A 19,408-nucleotide genomic window follows, 5' to 3' on the forward strand; every position below is an offset into this window, starting at 1 on the left:
AGCGGCAGGAAATATCACCGTCATCGAAAGTGTGGATAGATACGTGAGCAGCGAACAGGGTTCGGCAACTCTGGAAGGCACGGAACTCGATCTGGAAGACGCCGTGATGGGTCCCACCGGGCGCCCCCACCGCGAATTTCCGGAACCTGCACCGCTGTCGTCCCACGGTCCCGCGCGTGTGATCGCGATGGTCAACCAAAAGGGTGGTGTTGGCAAAACCACGTCCACCATCAACCTTGCGGCGGCCCTCGCTGAATACGGCCGCCGCGTGCTGCTGGTTGACTTCGACCCCCAGGGCGCGCTGTCTGCCGGCCTGGGCATCAACCCGCACGAACTGGACCTGACGGTCTACAACGTGCTCATGGACCGCAAAGTGAATATCCGTGACGCCATCCACCAGACCAACGTCGAAAACGTCGATCTGCTGCCGGCCAACATCGACCTCTCCGCCGCAGAGGTGCAGCTGGTCAACGAGGTAGCCCGTGAACAGGTCCTGGACAGGGCGCTGAAAAAGGTGGAAGACGATTACGACGTCGTCCTCATCGACTGCCAGCCCTCGCTCGGCCTGCTGACTGTTAATGCCCTGACGGCGGCGCACGGCGTCATCATTCCGCTGATCTGTGAGTTTTTTGCCCTCCGCGCGGTGGCACTGCTGGTGGAAACCATCGACAAAGTCCAGGACAGGCTCAACCCCCGGCTGCAGGTTGACGGTGTCCTGGCCACCATGTACGACGCCCGGACGCTGCACAGCCGCGAGGTCATCGCCCGCCTGGTGGAGGCATTCGGAGACAAAGTCTTCGAGACGGTCATTAAGCGTTCCATCAAGTTCGCCGATGCCACCGTGGCGGCCGAACCCATCACCAGCTATGCCGGCAACCACATCGGGGCCGATGCGTACCGCCGCCTGGCCAAGGAACTGATCTCGCGCGGCGGCGCACCCTAGCCAGGGGTGGCTGAGTCCAAGCCCGGCTTTGAGGTGCGGCTGGCCAACTTTACGGGTCCGTTCGACCTCCTGCTGGGCCTCATCGCCAAACATCAGCTCGATATCACCGAAGTGGCCATCGCAACGGTCACCGATGAATTCATCAAGTACATCAGGAAGCTGCAGCGGCTCGGCGAGGAATGGGCGCTGGACGAGGCGAGTGAATTCCTGGTCATTGCCGCAACGCTTCTGGACCTCAAAGCGGCACGGCTCCTGCCCGCCGGCGAGGTGGAGGACGATGAAGATATCGCCCTGCTGGAGGCCCGCGACCTGCTGTTTGCCCGGCTGCTCCAGTACAAGGCGTTCAAGCAGGTAGCCGCCCTCATGGCCGACACCCTGGAGCAGGAGGCGCAGCGCTTTCCCCGTGAAGTCACCCTTGAGGAACACTTCGCCGCCATGCTTCCGGAACTGGTGTGGAAACACACGCCGCAACAATTCGCACGGTTGGCAGAATCAGCCCTGCAGCCGAAAACGCCCAAGCCCACCGAAGTTGGCCTGGCGCACCTCCATGGCAGTGCGGTCAGCGTCAAGGAGCAGGCCGAAATCCTGGGCCTCCGGCTTCAGCTGGGAAAGCCGCTGTCCTTCCGGGCCCTGATCGCCGACGCCGATTCCACCCTGGTGGTGGTGGCCAGGTTCCTGGCGCTGCTGGAGATGTTCCGGGACCGGGCCGTGTCCTTTGACCAGCTGTCACCGCTGGGCGATCTCACGGTGCACTGGACTGCGGACACAAGGGACTGGTCTACAGAAAACCTGAGCGAGGAGTATGAGGAGCAAACGTGACTGAAGACTTTTCGGCCACCCCAAAACCCAGCGGACCGGACGACGCCGCGCAGGAGGCCCCGGACGTCCACGAGCTCCCCGGGGGTGCGAAGGCCGCACTCGAAGCGGTCCTGATGATCCTCGACCAGCCGGCCACTGCCACGGAACTCGCCGCGGGACTTAACCTGACAGTCGGCGTCGTCGAGCATTTGCTTGCGGAACTGCAGCGGGAGTATAACGGCTATACTGTTAAAGCCCCGGACATGGACGATGCCAGCGTTGCTGGTTTCAGCTCCAGCCCCCGGGGTTTTGAATTGCGGAGCATCGCCGGTGGCTGGCGGATCTATTCCCGCTCAGACTTCGCCGACATTGTCGGCCGGTTTGTGCTGGAGGGTCAGACTGCCAGGCTGACGCAGGCAGCACTGGAAACACTTGCTGTCATCGCGTATCGCCAGCCTGTCTCCAGGGCCAGGGTGTCCGCAATTCGAGGAGTCAATGTCGATTCTGTCGTACGGACATTGACCCAGCGCGGGCTGATCGAAGATTCGGGAAACGATCCCGAATCGGGAGCCATCCTCTACCGGACTACATCGTATTTCCTGGAACGGATGGGAATCGGCTCCGTGGCGGAGCTGCCTCAGCTCTCACCCCATCTACCGGGGCTCGAGGGCATCGCGGAGTTCTACGACGCCGACAGAATGTAGGCGGTACCTCCCGCCTGCGCACAAGAGTATTCATAAGGGCAGATAAATTCTGCATGGCTGGCTAGGGTTGTTCTTGGACAACGTGCCGGTCAACATATCGAAGGACGGGTCATGACACAGGCGGGACGCCAGGGTTCACCACGTAACAGTTCGGGACGCAACAGTTCAGAACGCAACACAGGGCAAGGCGGCGCGGGCCGCAGTGCAGCGGCAGGACGAAATCCTGCCCAGGGCGGCAGCGGCCGCCCCGGCGCGGCAGGCGGCGGATTCCGCGCCGGCGCCGGCAAGCGCAACGCAGGTTTTGGCGGCGGCGACCGCCCCTACAAGGCGCCGAAGCCGCGCGAAGAGGCTTTCGTTGATCCGGGCGATGCCCCGGCCGACCGCGGGGACTCCGCCTGGAAGCCCGCCGCAGCACCTTCATCCCGGAAGCCGGGTGCCCGCAAGCCGGGCGCCAAAAAAGCGCCGGGCACTCCCGGGGCTCTCAAGCCCAAAGCACGCGCCGGCAAGCCGGGGGCAGCAGCCTCCCGTGCGTTTGGCAGCGAACGCTTCGGCCAGAACCTTGGCCCGGTGCGCAAGCCTTCCCGCAAGCGCGGACCCCGCGGTCCCGTTCCGCAGTCTGAAATGCACGACGCCGACGGTACCCGCCTGCAGAAGGTCATGGCGCAGGCCGGGGTGGCATCGCGCCGCGTCTGTGAAGAAATGATCGCGGAAGGCCGGGTGGAAGTTGACGGCCAGGTAGTCACCGAGCTTGGTGTCCGGGTGGATCCCAAGACCGCCGTCATCCACGTTGACGGCCTGCGCATCCAGCTGGACGAAAACCTCGTCTACATGGTCTTCAACAAGCCCAAGGGCGTTGTGTCCACCATGGAGGACCCCGACGGCCGCCCCTGCATCAGCGACTTCGTGCGGAAAACCCACCAGGGCGAACGGCTGTTCCATGTGGGCCGGCTGGACGTCGCCACCGAGGGCCTCCTGTTGCTTACGAACGACGGCGAACTTGCCAACCGGCTGACCCACCCGTCCTACGAGGTCCCCAAGACGTACCTGGTCCAGGTCCGTGGCCCGTTCCCCCAGGGAATCGGTGCCAAGCTCAAGGAAGGCGTGGAGCTCGAGGACGGCTTCGCCAACGTGGACTCCTTCAAGCTGGTTGACTCCACGCCGGGCCACGTGCTGATCGAAGTGATCCTGCACTCCGGCAAGAACCGCATTGTCCGGCGCCTGTTCGACGCCGTGGGCTTCCCGGTCCTGCGCCTGGTGCGCGTCAAGGTCGGCCCCATCGGCCTGGGTGACCAGCGCCAAGGCAGCATCCGCAACCTTGGCAAGCAGGAAGTCGGCCACCTGCTGGCATCCGTAGGGCTCTGAGGCATGTCCGCATTCCGCTCGCACGGGCGTGGGCACTTGAACGGGCCCGTGGTGGTGATCGGCACCGGCCTGCTCGGAACCAGCATCGGGCTGGGCCTTCGGGGACGTGGCGTACCCGTGTTCCTCTCTGATCCGTCGCCCACCAACCAGGCCGTGGCCGTGGACATCGGTGCGGGCCAACCCCTCAGTCACCTCGGGGACGAGGTGCCGGAGCTGGTGGTCGTGGCAGCACCGCCGGATGTAACAGCCAATGTTGTGGCCCGGGCGCTGGCCGACTACCCCGATTCGGTGGTGGTGGACATTGCCAGCGTCAAGGCTGCCATCCTGGCGGAACTGCAGGGCACCGGTGCGGACATTGCCCGCTACGTGGGCACCCATCCGATGGCCGGGCGTGAAAAGTCCGGTCCCGTTGCGGCCCGTGGCGAGCTCTTCACGTCCATGCCTTGGGTGGTATGCCCGAGCCCCGAATCATCCGCGGCCGCCGTGCAGACCGCACGTTCCCTTGCCACCGACCTCGGAGCAGTGGTTTCAGAGTTCACGGCGGACGAACACGATGCCGCCGTAGCGCTGGTCTCGCACCTGCCCCAGGTCATGTCATCCCTGCTGGCCAGCCGCCTGCAGGGGACACCGCTCCATGCCCTCTCCCTCGCCGGCAACGGCCTGCGGGATGTCACCCGGATAGCGGCCAGCGACCCCACGTTGTGGGTCCAGATCCTGGGCGGCAACGCGGGGAAGGTCGTGGAGATCCTTTACGGTGTCCGCGAGGACCTGAACCGGCTTATCGGCACCCTGGAGGACCCGCTTGCAGCGGGAGCGCGCCTGGACCTGGCCCAGCTGATCAGCGAGGGCAATGCCGGGCAGGCCCGCATCCCTGGCAAGCACGGCGGGCCGCCGCAGGCCTACGCCTGGCTGACGGTCCTGGTGGACGACAGGCCGGGCCAGATTGCGCGGCTCCTCACCGAGATCGGCGAAATCGGCGTGAACGTGGAGGACCTGAGGCTGGACCATTCCTCGGGGCAGAACGTGGGCATGGTGGAACTGTCCGTGCTGCCAAACAAACATGACCACCTGATCGAAGCACTCAACGACCGCGGATGGCGGGTACTGCAGTAATGACACAGGAACTTCTTGACACCGTGCCCGCCCTTCGTATCGGCCGGCCCCTGGTGGTAGCCATTGACGGGCCTTCGGGCTCCGGCAAGTCCAGCGTCAGCAAGGAAGTGGCCCGCAGGCTTCACCTTGCCTACCTGGACACCGGCGCCATGTACCGGGCCCTGACCTGGTTCTGCGTCACCAGCGGGATCGACCTCGGCGACGCCGCTGCCGTGGAACAGGCGGCCCGCGACCTCGTCCTGGATGTAAGCACCTCTCCGCTGGAGGAGTACGTCCGGGTGGACGGGGCCGACGTCACCGATGCCATCCGCGAACCTGCCATCTCCTCGGCGGTCAGTGCGGTGGCCACCACCCTGGGCGCCCGAACCGAGCTGATCCGCCGGCAGCGGGCAATTATCGAAAAGCACCACCGCCGCATGGTGGTGGAAGGACGGGACATCACTACCGTCGTCGCGCCCGGCGCCGAAGTCCGGATGCTGCTGACCGCCAGCGAGGAAGCGCGGCTTCGCCGCCGCGGCATCCAACTGGGCGGCACCCAGAATGCGGAGCAGCTGGCTGCCCAGGTCACCCAGCGTGATGCGAAGGATTCCACGGTGGTGAACTTCACGCAGGCCGCCGACGGCGTGGTAACCCTGGATTCGTCGGAGCTGGATTTCGCGGAAACAGTGGACGCCGCCCTGGTGATCGTGACGAAGGTCCTCAACCGTGACTGACGGCAAGCAGCTTCCCTCGGGCCTGACCATGACCTGGAGCCGGCCTGTCGGCTGGATCCTGGACCACCTGGTCTACCGGACGTCCGTGACGGGAAAGCACAACGTTCCCACCGGCGGTCCGGTGATTTTTGCGGGCAACCACATCAGCTTCCTGGACGGTCCGGTGATGTTTGGTGCCTCGCCGCGGGCCATGCACATCCTCGTCAAAAAGGAGATGTTCAAGGGCTTCCTTGGCCAGGTCCTCCGGGCATCCGGACAGCTGCCGGTGGACCGTTCCGGAGACCGGACAACACTGCAGCTGGGCAAGGAACTGCTCGACGCCGGCCGTTGCCTTGGGATCCTCCCGGAAGGTACGCGGGGGAGCGGCGAGGCGACGGACATCAACAACGGGGTGGCCTGGCTGGCGTTGAACTCCGGTGCGCCGGTTGTTCCCGTCGCTATCCTTGGCACCCGGAAGGGTGCTGAACACCTTGATTCGGTGCCCAGGCCGGGGCGCCGCTTCCACGTCAGCTTCGGCAACGCACTGACACTAAGCCGCAACCCCGGCGAAACAGGCCGTGCTTCAATGGACAGGGCGGGAATGGAAATCCGCGCTGCGCTGGCCGGGCACGTCCAGGAGACCATTCAACACAGTGGGCAGCCTTTGCCCCTCGCGGATACCCCGCTTGAACCAGCAGTAGCCGGGACGCCGGCAGATGACCACTTAAGGAACGTGCAATGAGCGATACGACTCAAACCTCCGGCCCCGCAGGCGCCGGCGAAGACGAATACACGCCCACCGGCACGGACCAGGTGGCCGAGCGGCTGGCTGCCATTGACGACGACGAAGCGGAGCTGCGCGCCGCCTCGCTCCGGGCGGGCCTGGCGGACTACGACCTCGATGAGGACGATGCCGCCCTGCTGAGCGGGCACTATGACGACGAGGACTTCGACGGCCCGGTTAAGCTCGATCCGGTCCTGGCCATCATCGGACGACCCAACGTGGGCAAGTCCACGCTTGTGAACCGGATCCTCGGACGCCGCGAAGCCGTGGTGGAAGACACCCCGGGCGTGACGCGCGACCGCGTGATGTACTCGGCCCACTGGAACGGGCGCAACTTCACCGTGGTGGACACCGGCGGGTGGGAGCACGATGCCCGCGGCATCCACGCCCGGGTGGCGGAACAGGCCGAGATGGCCGTCGAACTGGCTGACGCCGTGCTCTTCGTTGTCGACTCCGCCGTGGGTGCCACCGCAACGGACGAGGGCGTGATGAAGATGCTCCGCCGGAGCAAGAAGCCGGTCATCATGGTGGCCAACAAGGTGGATGACTTCGCCCAGGAAGCGGACTCCGCTGCCTTGTGGGGCCTCGGCTTCGGTGAGCCCTACCCCGTCTCCGCCCTCCATGGCCGCGGGGTTGCCGACCTCCTGGACCACGTTATGGACACCCTGCCGGAGTTCTCCACCATCGAGGGCCTGGAACGTTCCGGCGGTCCGCGCCGCATTGCCCTGATCGGCCGCCCCAACGTGGGCAAGTCATCGCTGCTGAACAAGCTGGCAGGCTCCGAACGCGTGGTGGTGGACAACACCGCCGGCACCACCCGCGACCCCGTGGATGAGTTCATTGAGCTCGGCGGCCGCACCTGGCGCTTTGTGGACACGGCAGGCATCCGCCGCCGCCAGCACATGGCTCAGGGCGCCGACTACTACGCCTCCCTCCGGACGCAGGCCGCGCTCGAAAAGGCGGAGGTCGCCGTCGTACTCCTCGCCGTGGATGAGGTCCTCAGCGAGCAGGACGTCCGCATCCTGCAGCTGGCCATCGAGTCCGGCCGGGCGCTGGTGCTGGCGTTCAACAAGTGGGACCTGCTCGACGACGAACGCCGCACCTACCTGGAGCGGGAGATCGAACAGGACCTGGCCCACGTGGCCTGGGCGCCGCGCGTCAACATCTCGGCCCTGACCGGCTGGCACAAGGACCGCCTGGTCCCCGCCCTGGACCTGGCATTGGAGAACTGGGACAAGCGCATCGCCACCGGCAGGCTCAATGCTTTCCTCGGCGAGCTCGTTGCGGCGCACCCGCACCCGGTCCGCGGCGGCAAGCAGCCGCGCATCCTCTTCGGCACCCAGGCGTCCAGCCGGCCGCCGAAGTTCGTGCTCTTCACCACGGGATTCCTGGACCCGGGCTACCGCCGCTTCATCACACGCAGGCTCCGTGAAACCTTTGGTTTCGAAGGCACGCCCATCGAGGTCAACATGCGCGTCCGCGAAAAGCGCGGCAAGAAGCGTTAATTAGGACACACCGGAGGTGTGCAGGTGCCAAAGTGTCACTTGCACCCTCCGGGATCGTGTAAGCTTTTCAAGGTGGTTCGGCCGGACTGCTGAGTTGAAATCCCGGGTAACATCGGGGAGTAAACGCAGCGGAGAACGGCAGAGCTAACGGGCTGTAGCGCAGCTTGGTAGCGCACTTGACTGGGGGTCAAGGGGTCGCAGGTTCAAATCCTGTCAGCCCGACCATGAAGGGCCGTTTTCCGGTTTGTTTACCGGAAAACGGCCCTTTGGCGTTTAAGCGTCCTATTTCAGGAACTTCGACGTCCTGCGGTCTGCCAGGACCTTCCCGTGTGTCTGGCAGGTGGGGCAGTACTGCAGGGCAGAGTCCGCGAACGATACTTCCCGAACGGTGTCCCCACATACCGGGCAGGCTTCCCCGGCCCGGGCATGGACCCGCATGTGGCTGCGCTTGACGTCTTTGAGTTCCTTGGGCGGCTTGCCCGCGGCCTCGGCCAGGGCTGTTCCCAGAATGTCGTGGATCGCGTTGTACAGGACCTGGACGGTGTCCCGGTCCAGCGACTTGGCGATGGCGAAGGGAGAGATTCGGGCAGCATGCAGAATCTCGTCGCTGTAGGCGTTTCCGATCCCTGCAATCACGCTCTGGCTGCGCAGGAGGCCCTTCACCTGCTGGGAGCTGGCGCCCAGGATCCCCGCCAGGGTATCGGCGTCGAACTCTTCGCTGAAGGGGTCCGGGCCGAGTGCCGCGATGCCCGGCACATCCTGGGGAGCGTGTACCACGTAGACCGCCAGGCTCTTTTTCGTCCCGGCCTCCGTGAGGTCAATGCCGTGACGGCCGTCGGGGCCCGCGAACGTGAGCCGGGCAGCGATGTGGCCCTTGCCCAGCCGCAACTGGGTGTCGGCGGGGGAGTCGGTGTAACGGACCCAGCCGGCGCGCGCGAGGTGGAAGACAAAGGACGGGCCGTCCGTGTCAAGGCAGACGAACTTCCCGAACCGCCGGACGCCCGCCACGGTGCGCCCTTCCATCGCGGTGTAGGGAGGGTCTGCGGTTTTGAGGACGGCGAACGAGACGATTTGAATTTTTTGCACCACTGATCCGCGCAGCTGCCCGTCCAGGAACCCGGCCAGGCCTGCAACCTCGGGTAGCTCCGGCATGGCGCTACCTGCCGTCAGCCCGGCTGCCGGCCTGGCCGCTGTCGGAAGCGGGTGGCGGCGCAGGTGGTTCCGCCTTGTTGCCGTCCGTTGCCTTCAGGGCCTCGGAGCGCCCGGCGTCGGCTTTTGTGAGTGCCTTGACCTTCTTGCCCCGCTGCCGCCAGACCTTCCAGAGGATGAGGCCAACGACAAATATTACGACGGCGGCAATCGCCGCTATCTGTGTCCACAGCGGGAACCAGGTGGCTTCGGTGCCAAGAATCCGTTGACCGTTGTGCGCGGCTTCCGAGTTACCGAACATAATCCCGGCAGTCAGGAGGTTCGGCGCCGCAATGGCCACCGCAACAACCAGGATTACAACCTTCCACGGCCAGCCCACACGCTTGCGTGTCGCCTGCCAGGCCACCAGCAGGGGTACAAAGGTGAACACAAAACCGTAGAACATCCCCACCAGGATCCCGGCACCCAGATTGCCCTGGACCTGGCCGCGGATGACGTTGGCCCACCACACGGGCAGGACCGCCGCGAGAGCATAATAGGCAATGATCAGGAATACGAGGGCAACGCCGCCAAAAATGAGCCGCGCAGCCCAATTTCCCTTTTTCCCGGATGTTCCCTGTGCCGGTGAACTCATGCGTCCCATCATGTCAGAATCATCCTCGAACGCTTATGGACTTGTGCCTATACTTTCAGCGGCGGCTTGTTTTCCAAGCCCCGTTGACATTGGTGATTGACCCGATGAAAGGCCCCTGATGAGCAACATTCCCGAAGACCTGTCCTACACCGCCGAGCATGAGTGGGTCACCGCACCGAACGCTGACGGCGTTGTCCGCGTTGGTATTACTGATTTCGCCCAGGACGCTCTCGGAGATGTTGTCTACGCCCAGATGCCTGAAGCCGGCAGCAAAGTTACTGCCAACGAAGTAGTGGGCGAGGTTGAATCCACCAAGAGCGTCAGTGACATCTACGCGCCGGTGAGCGGGGAAGTGGTGGCCCGCAACGAATCCCTCGACACTGACTCGGCCCTGATCAACACGGACCCCTACGGCGATGGCTGGCTGATCGAGATCAAACTCGCCGAAGCCGACGCCGTGGAGTCTTTGCTCAGTGCATCGGAGTACGAACAGCAGGTAGGCTAAACCTAACGGGTTAATCGGTCCGGCCGGCAGGCGTCTTCGCACGTCAATGGCCGGATCGGGACCCCGGGTCGGATCTGTGCGGGGCATCCGTCAGGGTAAATGCTGAATGCAGTCGTGAGAGCTGCAGTGAAAGAGGAGGAATCCATGGTTGGCCACAAGAAGGACCATGCCGAAGACGATTACGGCAAAGGTGCGGCCAGGGCTTCGGAGACCACCTCGATTCACCTGACCCCCGTCACCGACGAACCCACCATCGCGCCGCGGCTGTCCACCGAAGAACGTCAGTCCGTGGAGGCGCTGCCTGCCGGTTCCGCCCTGCTGGTCGCCCACAGCGGACCCAACGCCGGTGCGCGCTTCCTGCTGGACACGGACACCACCACCGCGGGCCGTCACCCGGACGCCGACATCTTCCTCGATGACGTCACCGTCTCGCGGCGGCACGTCGAATTCCGGCGCACCGCACGGAGCTTCGAGGTGGTGGACACCGGCAGCCTCAACGGAACCTATGTCAACCACGACCGCGTGGACAGTGTTGAACTGAAATCCGGGAACGAAGTCCAGATCGGCAAGTTCCGCCTCACCTTCTACCTGAGCCCTGCACGCGCAGCAGGCCGCGCCTGATCCCGGGGCACTTGCCTGTGGCAATGGCACAACCGGAACGCCGGGGACCCCACGTCCTGAACATCGGGGAAGTCCTCGCCCAGCTCAGCGGCGACTTTCCTGGCATGAGTGCGTCGAAAATCAGGTTCCTCGAGGAAAAGGGCCTGATCAACCCCCGCCGCACCCCGGCCGGCTACCGGCAGTACGCCGAGAGCGATGTTGAGCGGCTCCGCTTTGTACTCGCCCTGCAACGGGACCAGTACCTTCCCCTGAAGGTCATCAAGGACTACCTTGACGCCATCGACAGGGGAGAGCGGCCGGAAAACCTGCCGCCCGGCGTCGTGGTTTCGCCTCGGATCGTCTCTGACGAACTGGCCGCCGAACTTCAAAACCGCGGCCGGAAATTCAGCGAGGAACAACTCCGCGCTGAGTCCGGTGCGAGTGTCCCGCTGCTGCAGTCCCTGCTGAGCTTCGGGCTCGTCAGCCACAGCAACGGGAAATTCGATGAACACGCGCTCCAGGTCGCCCGGGCGTGCGTGCAATTGGAGGGCCACGGTCTGGAACCGCGGCACCTCCGTCCATTCCAGGCTGCCGCGGAACGTGAATTCGGGCTCGTGGAGCGGGCGGTTGCCCCGCTCGCCTCACGGCGTGATTCCGCTTCCCAGGCACGGGCTGCCGAAGCAGCCCGTGAAATCAGCGATCTCTGTCTGATCCTGCACCGTGCCCTGGTGCAGGACCGGATCTCACGTATGGACATCTGATGATCGAAGTCGAGATCGTAGGCGTTCGCATCGAACTGCCGTCGAACCAGCCGCTGGTCCTGCTGCGCGAGATCCACGGTGAGCGCCATGTGCCCATCTGGATCGGAACCCCCGAGGCCAGTGCGATCGCCCTTGCCCAGCAGGGAGTAGTGCCACCGCGCCCCATGACCCATGACCTCCTGGTGGATGTTGTGGAGTCGCTGGGCCACTCGGTGGTCAGTGTGAACATCGTGGCGGTCGAGGACAACATCTTCTACGGCCAGCTTCAGTTCGAGAACGGCACAACTGTCAGTTCGCGCGCGTCAGATGCACTGGCGATCGCGTTGCGGGCAAAGTGCCGCATCTGGTGTGCTGACTCGGTCATGGACGAAGCCGGAGTCCGCATCACCGAACATGATGAGGGTGAGGACACCGAGCCCGGTCCCACAGTGGACGAGGAACGCGAGCTGCGGCGTTTCCGTGAGTTCCTCGATGACGTCGAGCCCGAGGACTTCGACGGCTGAGGTCACGTTAAGGTTAAAGTTGAGGCTGAAAGTTCCGACACGGCTGTCTGAAGCAGGCCAGATCTTTGACCTGAGGGCGCCGCAGGCCTAACGTCGAAGGTATCAAGCTCCCATTGCTTACAGCAGCCGCGCAAGTCACACTGTAAAAGTACGACCCCCGCGAAATTACATGCATGGACTTCATGTGTGAACTGGCTGATGCAGTGGTCCCCGGGAGCTTATGAACAGGAGGATCCAGGTGAGTCCCAAAGGCGAAGCAGGCGGGTTGAAGCAGTCCACAACGGCTGGTGTGGCCCTGCCCGCAAGCGGTGCCCAGGGTCTCCTGTTTACCGAGGACCTCCCTGTCCTTGACGAAGACGCCGGCTACCGCGGCCCCACCGCCTGCAAGGCTGCCGGCATCACGTACCGCCAGTTGGACTACTGGGCGCGCACCGGGCTGGTAGAACCTGCCGTCCGTGGCGCTGCCGGCTCCGGGTCCCAGCGGCTCTATGGCTTCCGTGACATCCTCGTGCTCAAAGTGGTCAAACGGCTACTGGATACGGGTGTCTCCCTGCAGCAGATCCGTTCGGCCGTGGAACACCTGCGCGAACGCGGAGTCGAGGACCTCGCCCAGATCACGCTGATGAGCGACGGCGCCAGCGTCTACGAATGCACGTCCGCCGATGAGGTCATCGATCTGGTCCAAGGCGGACAGGGTGTTTTTGGCATCGCCGTTGGCCGGGTCTGGCGCGAGGTCGAGGGAAGCCTGGCTTCCCTGCCAAGCGAACATGCCGCCGTGCAGTCCTTCCCGGACGATGAATTAAGCAAACGCCGCGCCTCGCGCAAGATCAGCTGACTGACTCAAGACAAAGAAGAGGCCGCCCCCGCCTGATGAGATCAGCCGGGGGCGGCCTCTTTTTGCGCCGAGTGGGATTCCTTGCCCGGCAGGATCAGCGCTGCGTGCGGTTGCGCAATCCACTGCCGGCCGCGAGCAGATTGACCAGGAGGGCATCAAACAGGGCCGCCGAGGATTTGGCTGATTCCCCGGGCCAGTGGTGCACCGGGTGGGCTGCCCCCTGAATCTGCTGCCAGTTTGCCTGTTCCGGAATACGCGGGCTCAGCAGCAGGTCGCCAAACATCGATTCCATCTCAGCGAGCCGGTAGGTGTGTTCGGACGAACCGGTGCGCACCCGGTTGGCCACGATGCCCGCGGCGGAAAGGTTCGGGGCGAATTCCTGCTTGAAGAGCTGGATGGCACGCATGGTCCGTTCCGTGCCGGCCACTGAGAAAAGCCCTGGTTCTGCCACCAGCGCCACTTTGTCGCTTGCGGACCAGGCCATCCGGGTCAGGCCGTTAAGGGACGGCGGGCAGTCAATGAGCACAAGCCCGTAGCTGCCGGCGCCGGCCAGCACTGCCGAGAGCCGGCGAAGGTCGCGGCGGCCAAGGTCAGGGCGGTCATAGATGCCGGTGTAGGCCGAGCCGACGGCGACGTCCAGGACGGCCGGTCCGGATCCGTTCGAGGGCGCCCGCGCAGTCCACGAGCTTCCTGCTACGTTTTCCGCCAGCTTGGCCCGGCGAGGGCTCTTGAGCATCCGGCCGATGTCCAGCTGGTCCCCGGGCTGTACGCCAAGGGCGGTAGTTGCGTCTGCATGGGGATCAAGGTCCACCACCAGTGTGGGGATGCCGGCGGCAAGCGCCGCAGACGCCAATCCTGTGGTGACGGACGTCTTGCCGACTCCGCCCTTAAGGCTGCTGATGCTGACTACTTGCACTTGTGAGACCAAAACCTAACGCCGGCTGCCGTGTTGGGGGTAAAGTTTGCTCCAGCAGTGCCGAAGCCGGGCGGATCCTGCCGCCTTACCCATCATATGTGGCGATGCCGGCAATTGCGGTTTTATGGGGACGTGGCTTGGCAGGGCGGTACGGGCATGGCGGGAAACATCCCGGCTTTGTCCGGGCGTTCGGGACATGACAGAGGTTTCTGTGACTGTTGACACAATAATTTGTAATTGTGTGCACAGGTCTTGGACACTGTGACCACCTATCGATCCACCCGCGATGATGCAGGAGAAGCATGTTTTCCAAGATTCTGGTGGCCAACCGCGGCGAAATCGCGATCAGGGCCTTCCGCGCCAGCTACGAGCTGGGCGCCAAGACCGTTGCCGTGTTTCCCAACGAAGACCGCAACTCGATCCACCGCCAGAAAGCCGATGAGGCGTATCTGATTGGTGAAGAGGGGCACCCCGTACGCGCTTACCTCGACGTAGCCGAGGTTGTCCGTGTGGCCAAGGAGTCCGGCGCCGACGCCATCTACCCCGGCTACGGCTTCCTCTCCGAAAACCCGGACCTGGCCCGTGCGGCCCAGGAGGCAGGGATCACCTTCGTGGGCCCGCCGGCTGAGGTGCTTGAACTTGCAGGGAACAAGGTGGCGGCGCTGAAAGCCGCACGCGACGCCGGCGTCCCCGTCCTGAAGTCCAGCGAACCCTCCAAGGACCTGGACGAACTGATCGCGGCGGCGGACGAGATTGGCTTCCCCATCTTCGCCAAGGCTGTCGCCGGCGGCGGCGGACGCGGCATGCGCCGCGTGGACACCCGGGAGGCCCTTCCGGAGGCACTGCAGGCCGCCATGCGCGAGGCCGATGCGGCCTTCGGTGATCCCACCATGTTCCTGGAGCAGGCAGTCCTTCGCCCGCGCCACATCGAGGTGCAGATCCTGGCGGACGCCGAAGGTAACGTCATGCACCTGTTCGAGCGTGACTGCTCCATACAGCGCCGCCACCAGAAAGTCATCGAAATCGCCCCGGCGCCGAACTTGGACGAAGGAATCCGCCAGGCCCTCTACCGGGACGCGGTGAAGTTCGCCAAGGCCCTGAACTACGTCAACGCCGGAACCGTTGAATTCCTCGTGGACACCGTCGGCGAACGCGCCGGACAGCATGTCTTCATTGAGATGAACCCCCGCATCCAGGTGGAACACACCGTCACTGAAGAAGTGACCGACGTTGACCTGGTGCAGGCGCAGCTGCGGATCGCATCCGGCGAAACCCTGGCGGACCTTGGCCTGTCCCAGGAGACGGTGCAGCTCAAGGGCGCTGCGCTGCAGTGCCGCATCACCACCGAGGATCCGGCTAACGGGTTCCGCCCCGACGTCGGGAAGATCACCGGTTACCGTTCCGCCGGCGGCGCCGGTGTAAGGCTCGACGGCGGCACCGTGTACTCGGGTGCCGAAATCAGCCCGCACTTCGACTCCATGCTCGTAAAGCTCAGCTGCCGTGGCCGCGACTACCCCGCCGCTGTAGCCCGTGCACGCCGTGCCCTCGCGGAATTCCGCATCCGCGGCGTTTCCACCAACATCTCCTTCCTGCAGGCGGTGCTGGACGATGCAGACTTCATTGCCGGCAATGTGGCCACGAACTTCATCGATGAGCGTCCGCAGCTCCTGAAGGCCCGCGTCTCTGCTGACCGGGGAACCAAGCTCCTCACGTGGCTGGCCGAAGTGACGGTCAACAAGCCCAACGGCGAGCTCACCGTGCACTCGGATCCCGCGGACAAGCTGCCTGCCGTAACCGACCGGACGCCGGTGGCCGGCTCCCGCCAGCGTCTCCAGGAACTCGGTCCGGAAGGCTTTGCCAAGGCCCTGCGCGCTCAGACGGCTGTGGCCGTTACCGACACCACCTTCCGTGACGCCCACCAGTCGCTCCTGGCCACCCGCGTTCGTACCCGCGACCTCGTGGCGGCCGGCCCCGCAGTCACCGCGCTGCTGCCGGAACTCCTGTCGGTCGAAGCCTGGGGCGGCGCCACCTATGACGTGGCCCTGCGCTTCCTTGGCGAAGACCCGTGGGACCGCCTTGCGGCCCTCCGCAAGGCACTCCCGAATGTGTGCCTGCAGATGCTGCTCCGCGGCCGGAATACGGTTGGCTACACGCCATACCCTGAAGAGGTCACTGAGGCCTTTGTTAACGAGGCCGCAGCCACAGGCATCGACATCTTCCGCATCTTTGACGCCCTCAACGACGTAAACCAGATGGCTCCGGCCATCCGCGCGGTGCGGGCCACCGGAACGGCCGTGGCGGAAGTTGCCCTCTGCTACACGGGCGACATGCTGAACCCGGACGAGAACCTCTACACGCTGGACTACTACCTGGAACTGGCGCAGCGGATCGTGGACGCCGGCGCCCACATCCTGGCCATCAAGGACATGGCCGGGCTCCTCCGTCCGGCGGCGGCCGCCAAGCTGGTTGCCGCGTTGCGCGAACGCTTTGACCTCCCGGTCCACCTGCACACCCATGACACTGCAGGCGGCCAGCTGGCCACCCTGCTGGCGGCAGTAGACGTCGGTGTGGACGCTGTTGACGTCGCATCGGCGTCGCTGGCCGGCACCACAAGCCAGGTCTCGGCGTCCGCCCTCGTGGCGGCCCTGGCCCACACCCCGCGCGACACCGGCCTGGACCTGGACGCAGTCAGTTCACTGGAGCCGTACTGGGAGGCCGTGCGCCGCGTCTATGCGCCGTTCGAATCGGGCCTGCCGGGCCCCACCGGCCGGGTCTACAAGCACGAGATCCCGGGCGGCCAGCTGTCCAACCTGCGCCAGCAGGCCATGGCGCTGGGGCTGGGGGAGCGCTTCGAAGCCATCGAGGACATGTACACCGCGGCGGACCGTATCCTGGGCCGCCTGGTCAAGGTCACGCCGTCCTCGAAGGTGGTGGGCGATCTCGCCCTGCACCTCGTGGGCCTGAACGCCGATCCCGCAGATTTCAACGAGAACCCGCAGAACTACGACATCCCCGACTCCGTCATCGGGTTCCTGTCGGGCGAGCTCGGTGACCCGCCCGGAGGCTGGCCGGAACCGTTCCGCACCAAGGCACTCCAGGGCCGCAGCATCAAGGTCCGCGACGTTGAACTCAGCCCCGAGGACAGCGCCGCGCTCAAGGGCGATTCCAAGACCCGGCAGGGCACCCTCAACCGGCTGCTCTTCGACGGTCCCACCAAGGACTACCTCAAGAGCGTGGAAACCTACGGCAACATCTCGGTCCTGGACACCCGTGATTACCTTTACGGTCTGCAGCGTGGCGCCGAGCACGAGATCCAGCTCGAAAAGGGTGTCCGGCTGATCGCGTCGCTGGAAGCCGTCTCGGAGCCGGACGAAAAGGGCATGCGCACCGTTATGTGTACCTTGAACGGGCAGTCCCGGCCCGTCGTCGTCCGTGACCGTTCCGTGGTGAGCAACGTCAAGGCTGCCGAGAAGGCGGACCCGGCCCAGCCGGGCCACGTTGCTGCCCCGTTCGCCGGTGCTGTCACCGTGACCGTCAAGACCGGAGACACCGTCAATGCGGGTGACACCGTGGCCACCATCGAAGCGATGAAGATGGAAGCATCGATCACCACGCCGGTGGCAGGGAAGGTCTCCCGCCTGGCCATCTCAGCGGTGGAGCAGGTCCAGGGCGGGGACCTCCTCCTCGTGGTGGACCAGGGCTGAGAAGCCCGGGCTTAACAGGAAATGCCCCCCTCCCGGCTTCCGCCGGGAGGGGGGCATTTCCTTTGCCTGGTGTCCGTCTTCCGTCAGCTGCGCGGAGCGCCGTACATTTCTTCGATGACTGTCTCGAAGTCCTTCATCACCTGGGCGCGCTTTACCTTCATGGACGGCGTCAGGTGGCCTGACGCTTCGGTGAAGTCGGACGCGACGATACGGAAGGACTTGATGGCTTCAGCCTGGGACACCGAGGCGTTGGCCTGCGTGATGAGGTCCTGCACTGCCGCCTTGACCACCGGATTCTCCACCGCCTCCTCCAACGTGGTGGTGTTCGGCAGGCCGTGGCGCTGCAGCCACCCGGGGAGTGCCTCCTGGTCCAGCGTGACCAGGGCGCCGATGAACGGCCGGTTATCGCCCACCACCAGGACCTGGGAAACCAGCGCGTCGGCACGGATCTGGTCCTCAAGCAGGGCCGGAACCACGTTCTTGCCGCTGGCGGTGACGATGATTTCCTTCTTGCGTCCGGTGATCCAGAGGAAGCCGCTGTCATCAAGTTTTCCGATGTCGCCCGTGCGGAACCAGCCATCGTCAAACGTGTCGGCCATCAGGTCTTCGCGCTTGTAGTAGCCGCGCATGACGCAGACACCTTTGGCGAGGATCTCGCCGTCGTCGGCGATCTTCACGGAGTTGCCCGGCAGGGGTTTGCCCACCGAGCCGATCTTGATCAGGGCCGGGGTGTTCACGGAAATCGGGGCGGTGGTTTCTGTCAGGCCGTAGCCCTCCAGGATCTGCAGGCCGATGCCCTGGAAAAAGTGGCCGAGCCGTTCGCCGAGGGGACCGCCGCCGGACACTGCATGGGCCACGTTTCCTCCCATGGCTGCGCGCAGCTTGCCGTAGACCAGCTTGTCGAACAGGGTGTGCTTGAGTTTCAGGCCCAGGCCGATATGCCCGGCCTGGCGTGCCTTGGAGAACGCGATGGCGGTCTCGGTCGCCTTGTGGAAAATTGCGCCCTTGCCGCCATCCTCCGCCTTGGTCAGCGCAGAGTTGTAGACCTTCTCGAACACGCGGGGCACGGCGAGGATGAACGTGGGCTGGTAGCTCTGCAGGTCAGCCAGCAGGTTCTTGATGTCCGGTGTATGCGCCACGGTTGCGCCGGCGGCGACGGCCAGGACGGAGATGAAGCGCGCAAACACGTGGGCGAGCGGCAGGAACATAATGGTTTTGGCCTGCTCATTGACGACGTCGCCGAGGATTGCCAGTGCGTTGTCCGACAGCTCTACAAAGTTGCCGTGGGTCAGCTCGCAGCCCTTGGGCCGGCCGGTGGTTCCGGACGTGTAGATGATGGTGGCGACGTCACTCAGCCCGGCGGAGGCCCGGCGTGCTTCGAGGTCGGCATCGCTGACCTCCCGCCCGGCTTCGCGCACCGCGTCGAGCCCGGCGCCTTCGAGCTGCCAGACGTGCTGCAGGGCAGTGAGTCCCTCGGAGGTGGCGGCCTGCCTGATGATGTCCTCATGGTGGGCGGATTCGCCGAAGGCCGCGACCGCGCCGGAGTCGCCGAGGTTCCAGGCAACCTGGGACGGTGATGAGGTCTCATAGATGGGTACCGAAACGGCCCCGGCGAACCAGACTGCGAAATCGATGAGAGCCCATTCGTAGCGTGTGCGGGACATGATGCCCACGCGGTCACCGGCGCCCACGCCGCTGGCGATCAGGCCCTTGGCAAGCGCGGAGACGTCGGCCAGGAAGTCCTTTGCGGAAATGTCCTGCCAGGCGCCTGCGGAATTCAGCCGCGAAAACAGCGCCGGGTTGCTGGGCTTAGCGGCCTGCCGCAGAACAAGATCGGTGATGTTGGTTTCCGGTGGGACAACAACCAGCGGCGGAACACTGAATTCGCGCACTATAGCTC

At 64.8% G+C, this 19,408-nt stretch carries 18 protein-coding genes and 1 tRNA gene; 15 read left to right on the forward strand and 4 right to left on the reverse strand.

Features of this window, described 5'->3' with window-relative positions; translation table 11 throughout:
* Positions 1-43: 43 nt before the first annotated feature.
* From IDT60_RS07265 to IDT60_RS07305, 9 genes are all read left to right on the forward strand, one after another.
* The gene (locus IDT60_RS07265) at positions 44-943 is read left to right on the forward strand and encodes a ParA family protein (RefSeq protein ID WP_164200924.1); all 900 of its coding nucleotides are present in this window, start codon (positions 44-46) and stop codon (positions 941-943) included.
* A gap of 6 nt (positions 944-949) precedes the next feature.
* Complete coding sequence (locus tag IDT60_RS07270; protein WP_164200922.1) at positions 950-1,762, forward strand: ScpA family protein; 813 nt, start codon at positions 950-952, stop codon at positions 1,760-1,762.
* Positions 1,759-2,445: an SMC-Scp complex subunit ScpB gene (locus IDT60_RS07275; protein ID WP_191081412.1), complete on the forward strand. Its 687-nt coding sequence runs from the start codon at positions 1,759-1,761 to the stop codon at positions 2,443-2,445. Before IDT60_RS07270 ends, IDT60_RS07275 begins: the two co-directional genes overlap by 4 nt.
* A gap of 111 nt (positions 2,446-2,556) precedes the next feature.
* Entirely contained in the window at positions 2,557-3,807 is a 1,251-nt protein-coding gene (locus tag IDT60_RS07280; RefSeq protein WP_164200919.1) for a pseudouridine synthase, read from the forward strand.
* Between the two features lie 3 nt (positions 3,808-3,810).
* Positions 3,811-4,920 carry a prephenate dehydrogenase gene (locus IDT60_RS07285; protein ID WP_191081413.1) on the forward strand — a complete coding sequence of 370 codons (1,110 nt, stop codon included), beginning with the start codon at positions 3,811-3,813 and terminating at the stop codon, positions 4,918-4,920.
* Positions 4,920-5,633, forward strand: a complete 714-nt coding sequence (gene cmk / locus IDT60_RS07290; RefSeq protein WP_191081414.1) for a (d)CMP kinase — start codon at positions 4,920-4,922, stop codon at positions 5,631-5,633. The genes IDT60_RS07285 and cmk overlap by 1 nt, the downstream gene beginning before the upstream one ends.
* Before the next feature lie 28 nt (positions 5,634-5,661).
* On the forward strand, positions 5,662-6,354 hold the full coding sequence (locus IDT60_RS07295; protein WP_191081865.1) for a 1-acyl-sn-glycerol-3-phosphate acyltransferase: 693 nt from the start codon (positions 5,662-5,664) through the stop codon (positions 6,352-6,354).
* Positions 6,351-7,901 (forward strand): ribosome biogenesis GTPase Der, encoded by a 1,551-nt coding sequence (der, locus tag IDT60_RS07300; RefSeq protein WP_164200912.1) that lies wholly within the window; start codon positions 6,351-6,353, stop codon positions 7,899-7,901. Before IDT60_RS07295 ends, der begins: the two co-directional genes overlap by 4 nt.
* A 148-nt stretch (positions 7,902-8,049) precedes the next feature.
* A tRNA-Pro gene (locus IDT60_RS07305) sits at positions 8,050-8,126 on the forward strand.
* Positions 8,127-8,183: 57 nt separating this feature from the next.
* Here IDT60_RS07305 and IDT60_RS07310 read toward each other — a convergent pair.
* Positions 8,184-9,053 (reverse strand): Fpg/Nei family DNA glycosylase, encoded by an 870-nt coding sequence (locus IDT60_RS07310; protein WP_191081415.1) that lies wholly within the window; start codon positions 9,051-9,053, stop codon positions 8,184-8,186.
* Positions 9,054-9,057: 4 nt separating this feature from the next.
* A complete protein-coding gene (locus IDT60_RS07315) occupies positions 9,058-9,684 on the reverse strand; it encodes a hypothetical protein (RefSeq protein WP_191081416.1) in 627 nt (208 codons plus the stop codon).
* Positions 9,685-9,802: 118 nt separating this feature from the next.
* Between IDT60_RS07315 and gcvH the strand changes: the two genes are divergently transcribed.
* From gcvH to IDT60_RS07340, 5 genes are all read left to right on the forward strand, one after another.
* Complete coding sequence (gene gcvH / locus IDT60_RS07320) at positions 9,803-10,189, forward strand: glycine cleavage system protein GcvH (RefSeq protein WP_191081417.1); 387 nt, start codon at positions 9,803-9,805, stop codon at positions 10,187-10,189.
* A gap of 144 nt (positions 10,190-10,333) precedes the next feature.
* Positions 10,334-10,810, forward strand: a complete 477-nt coding sequence (locus tag IDT60_RS07325) for an FHA domain-containing protein (RefSeq protein ID WP_164200906.1) — start codon at positions 10,334-10,336, stop codon at positions 10,808-10,810.
* 23 nt (positions 10,811-10,833) lie between these two features.
* The gene (locus IDT60_RS07330; RefSeq protein WP_164200904.1) at positions 10,834-11,550 is read left to right on the forward strand and encodes a MerR family transcriptional regulator; all 717 of its coding nucleotides are present in this window, start codon (positions 10,834-10,836) and stop codon (positions 11,548-11,550) included.
* Positions 11,550-12,053 carry a bifunctional nuclease family protein gene (locus IDT60_RS07335; protein ID WP_066285823.1) on the forward strand — a complete coding sequence of 168 codons (504 nt, stop codon included), beginning with the start codon at positions 11,550-11,552 and terminating at the stop codon, positions 12,051-12,053. Before IDT60_RS07330 ends, IDT60_RS07335 begins: the two co-directional genes overlap by 1 nt.
* Before the next feature lie 238 nt (positions 12,054-12,291).
* Positions 12,292-12,888 carry a MerR family transcriptional regulator gene (locus IDT60_RS07340; protein WP_164200902.1) on the forward strand — a complete coding sequence of 199 codons (597 nt, stop codon included), beginning with the start codon at positions 12,292-12,294 and terminating at the stop codon, positions 12,886-12,888.
* 94 nt (positions 12,889-12,982) lie between these two features.
* Here the strand turns inward: IDT60_RS07340 and IDT60_RS07345 are convergent, their stop codons facing one another.
* Complete coding sequence (locus tag IDT60_RS07345; RefSeq protein WP_164200900.1) at positions 12,983-13,804, reverse strand: ParA family protein; 822 nt, start codon at positions 13,802-13,804, stop codon at positions 12,983-12,985.
* A gap of 302 nt (positions 13,805-14,106) precedes the next feature.
* On the opposite strand from IDT60_RS07345, the gene IDT60_RS07350 reads away from it, so the two are divergent.
* Entirely contained in the window at positions 14,107-17,508 is a 3,402-nt protein-coding gene (locus tag IDT60_RS07350) for a pyruvate carboxylase (protein ID WP_191081418.1), read from the forward strand.
* A gap of 83 nt (positions 17,509-17,591) precedes the next feature.
* Here IDT60_RS07350 and IDT60_RS07355 read toward each other — a convergent pair whose 3' ends face one another.
* Positions 17,592-19,400 carry a long-chain fatty acid--CoA ligase gene (locus IDT60_RS07355; protein WP_164200896.1) on the reverse strand — a complete coding sequence of 603 codons (1,809 nt, stop codon included), beginning with the start codon at positions 19,398-19,400 and terminating at the stop codon, positions 17,592-17,594.
* Between the last annotated feature and the right edge of the window lie 8 nt (positions 19,401-19,408).

The sequence above is a fragment of the Pseudarthrobacter sp. BIM B-2242 genome (assembly GCF_014764445.1).
Classification (GTDB): Bacteria; Actinomycetota; Actinomycetes; order Actinomycetales; family Micrococcaceae; genus Arthrobacter; species Arthrobacter luteus_A.

Bases quoted from the DNA above. Each gene is read 5' to 3' on its own strand.
- IDT60_RS07310 (WP_191081415.1), bottom strand. From the start codon at position 9,053: ATGCCGGAGCTACCCGAGGTTGCAGGCCTGGCCGGGTTCCTGGACGGG.
- IDT60_RS07335 (WP_066285823.1), top strand. From the start codon at position 11,550: ATGATCGAAGTCGAGATCGTAGGCGTTCGCATCGAACTGCCGTCGAAC.
- cmk (WP_191081414.1), top strand. From the start codon at position 4,920: ATGACACAGGAACTTCTTGACACCGTGCCCGCCCTTCGTATCGGCCGG.
- IDT60_RS07330 (WP_164200904.1), top strand. From the start codon at position 10,834: ATGGCACAACCGGAACGCCGGGGACCCCACGTCCTGAACATCGGGGAA.
- IDT60_RS07295 (WP_191081865.1), top strand. From the start codon at position 5,662: ATGACCTGGAGCCGGCCTGTCGGCTGGATCCTGGACCACCTGGTCTAC.
- IDT60_RS07350 (WP_191081418.1), top strand. From the start codon at position 14,107: ATGTTTTCCAAGATTCTGGTGGCCAACCGCGGCGAAATCGCGATCAGG.
- gcvH (WP_191081417.1), top strand. From the start codon at position 9,803: ATGAGCAACATTCCCGAAGACCTGTCCTACACCGCCGAGCATGAGTGG.
- IDT60_RS07280 (WP_164200919.1), top strand. From the start codon at position 2,557: ATGACACAGGCGGGACGCCAGGGTTCACCACGTAACAGTTCGGGACGC.
- IDT60_RS07315 (WP_191081416.1), bottom strand. From the start codon at position 9,684: ATGAGTTCACCGGCACAGGGAACATCCGGGAAAAAGGGAAATTGGGCT.
- IDT60_RS07285 (WP_191081413.1), top strand. From the start codon at position 3,811: ATGTCCGCATTCCGCTCGCACGGGCGTGGGCACTTGAACGGGCCCGTG.
- IDT60_RS07325 (WP_164200906.1), top strand. From the start codon at position 10,334: ATGGTTGGCCACAAGAAGGACCATGCCGAAGACGATTACGGCAAAGGT.
- der (WP_164200912.1), top strand. From the start codon at position 6,351: ATGAGCGATACGACTCAAACCTCCGGCCCCGCAGGCGCCGGCGAAGAC.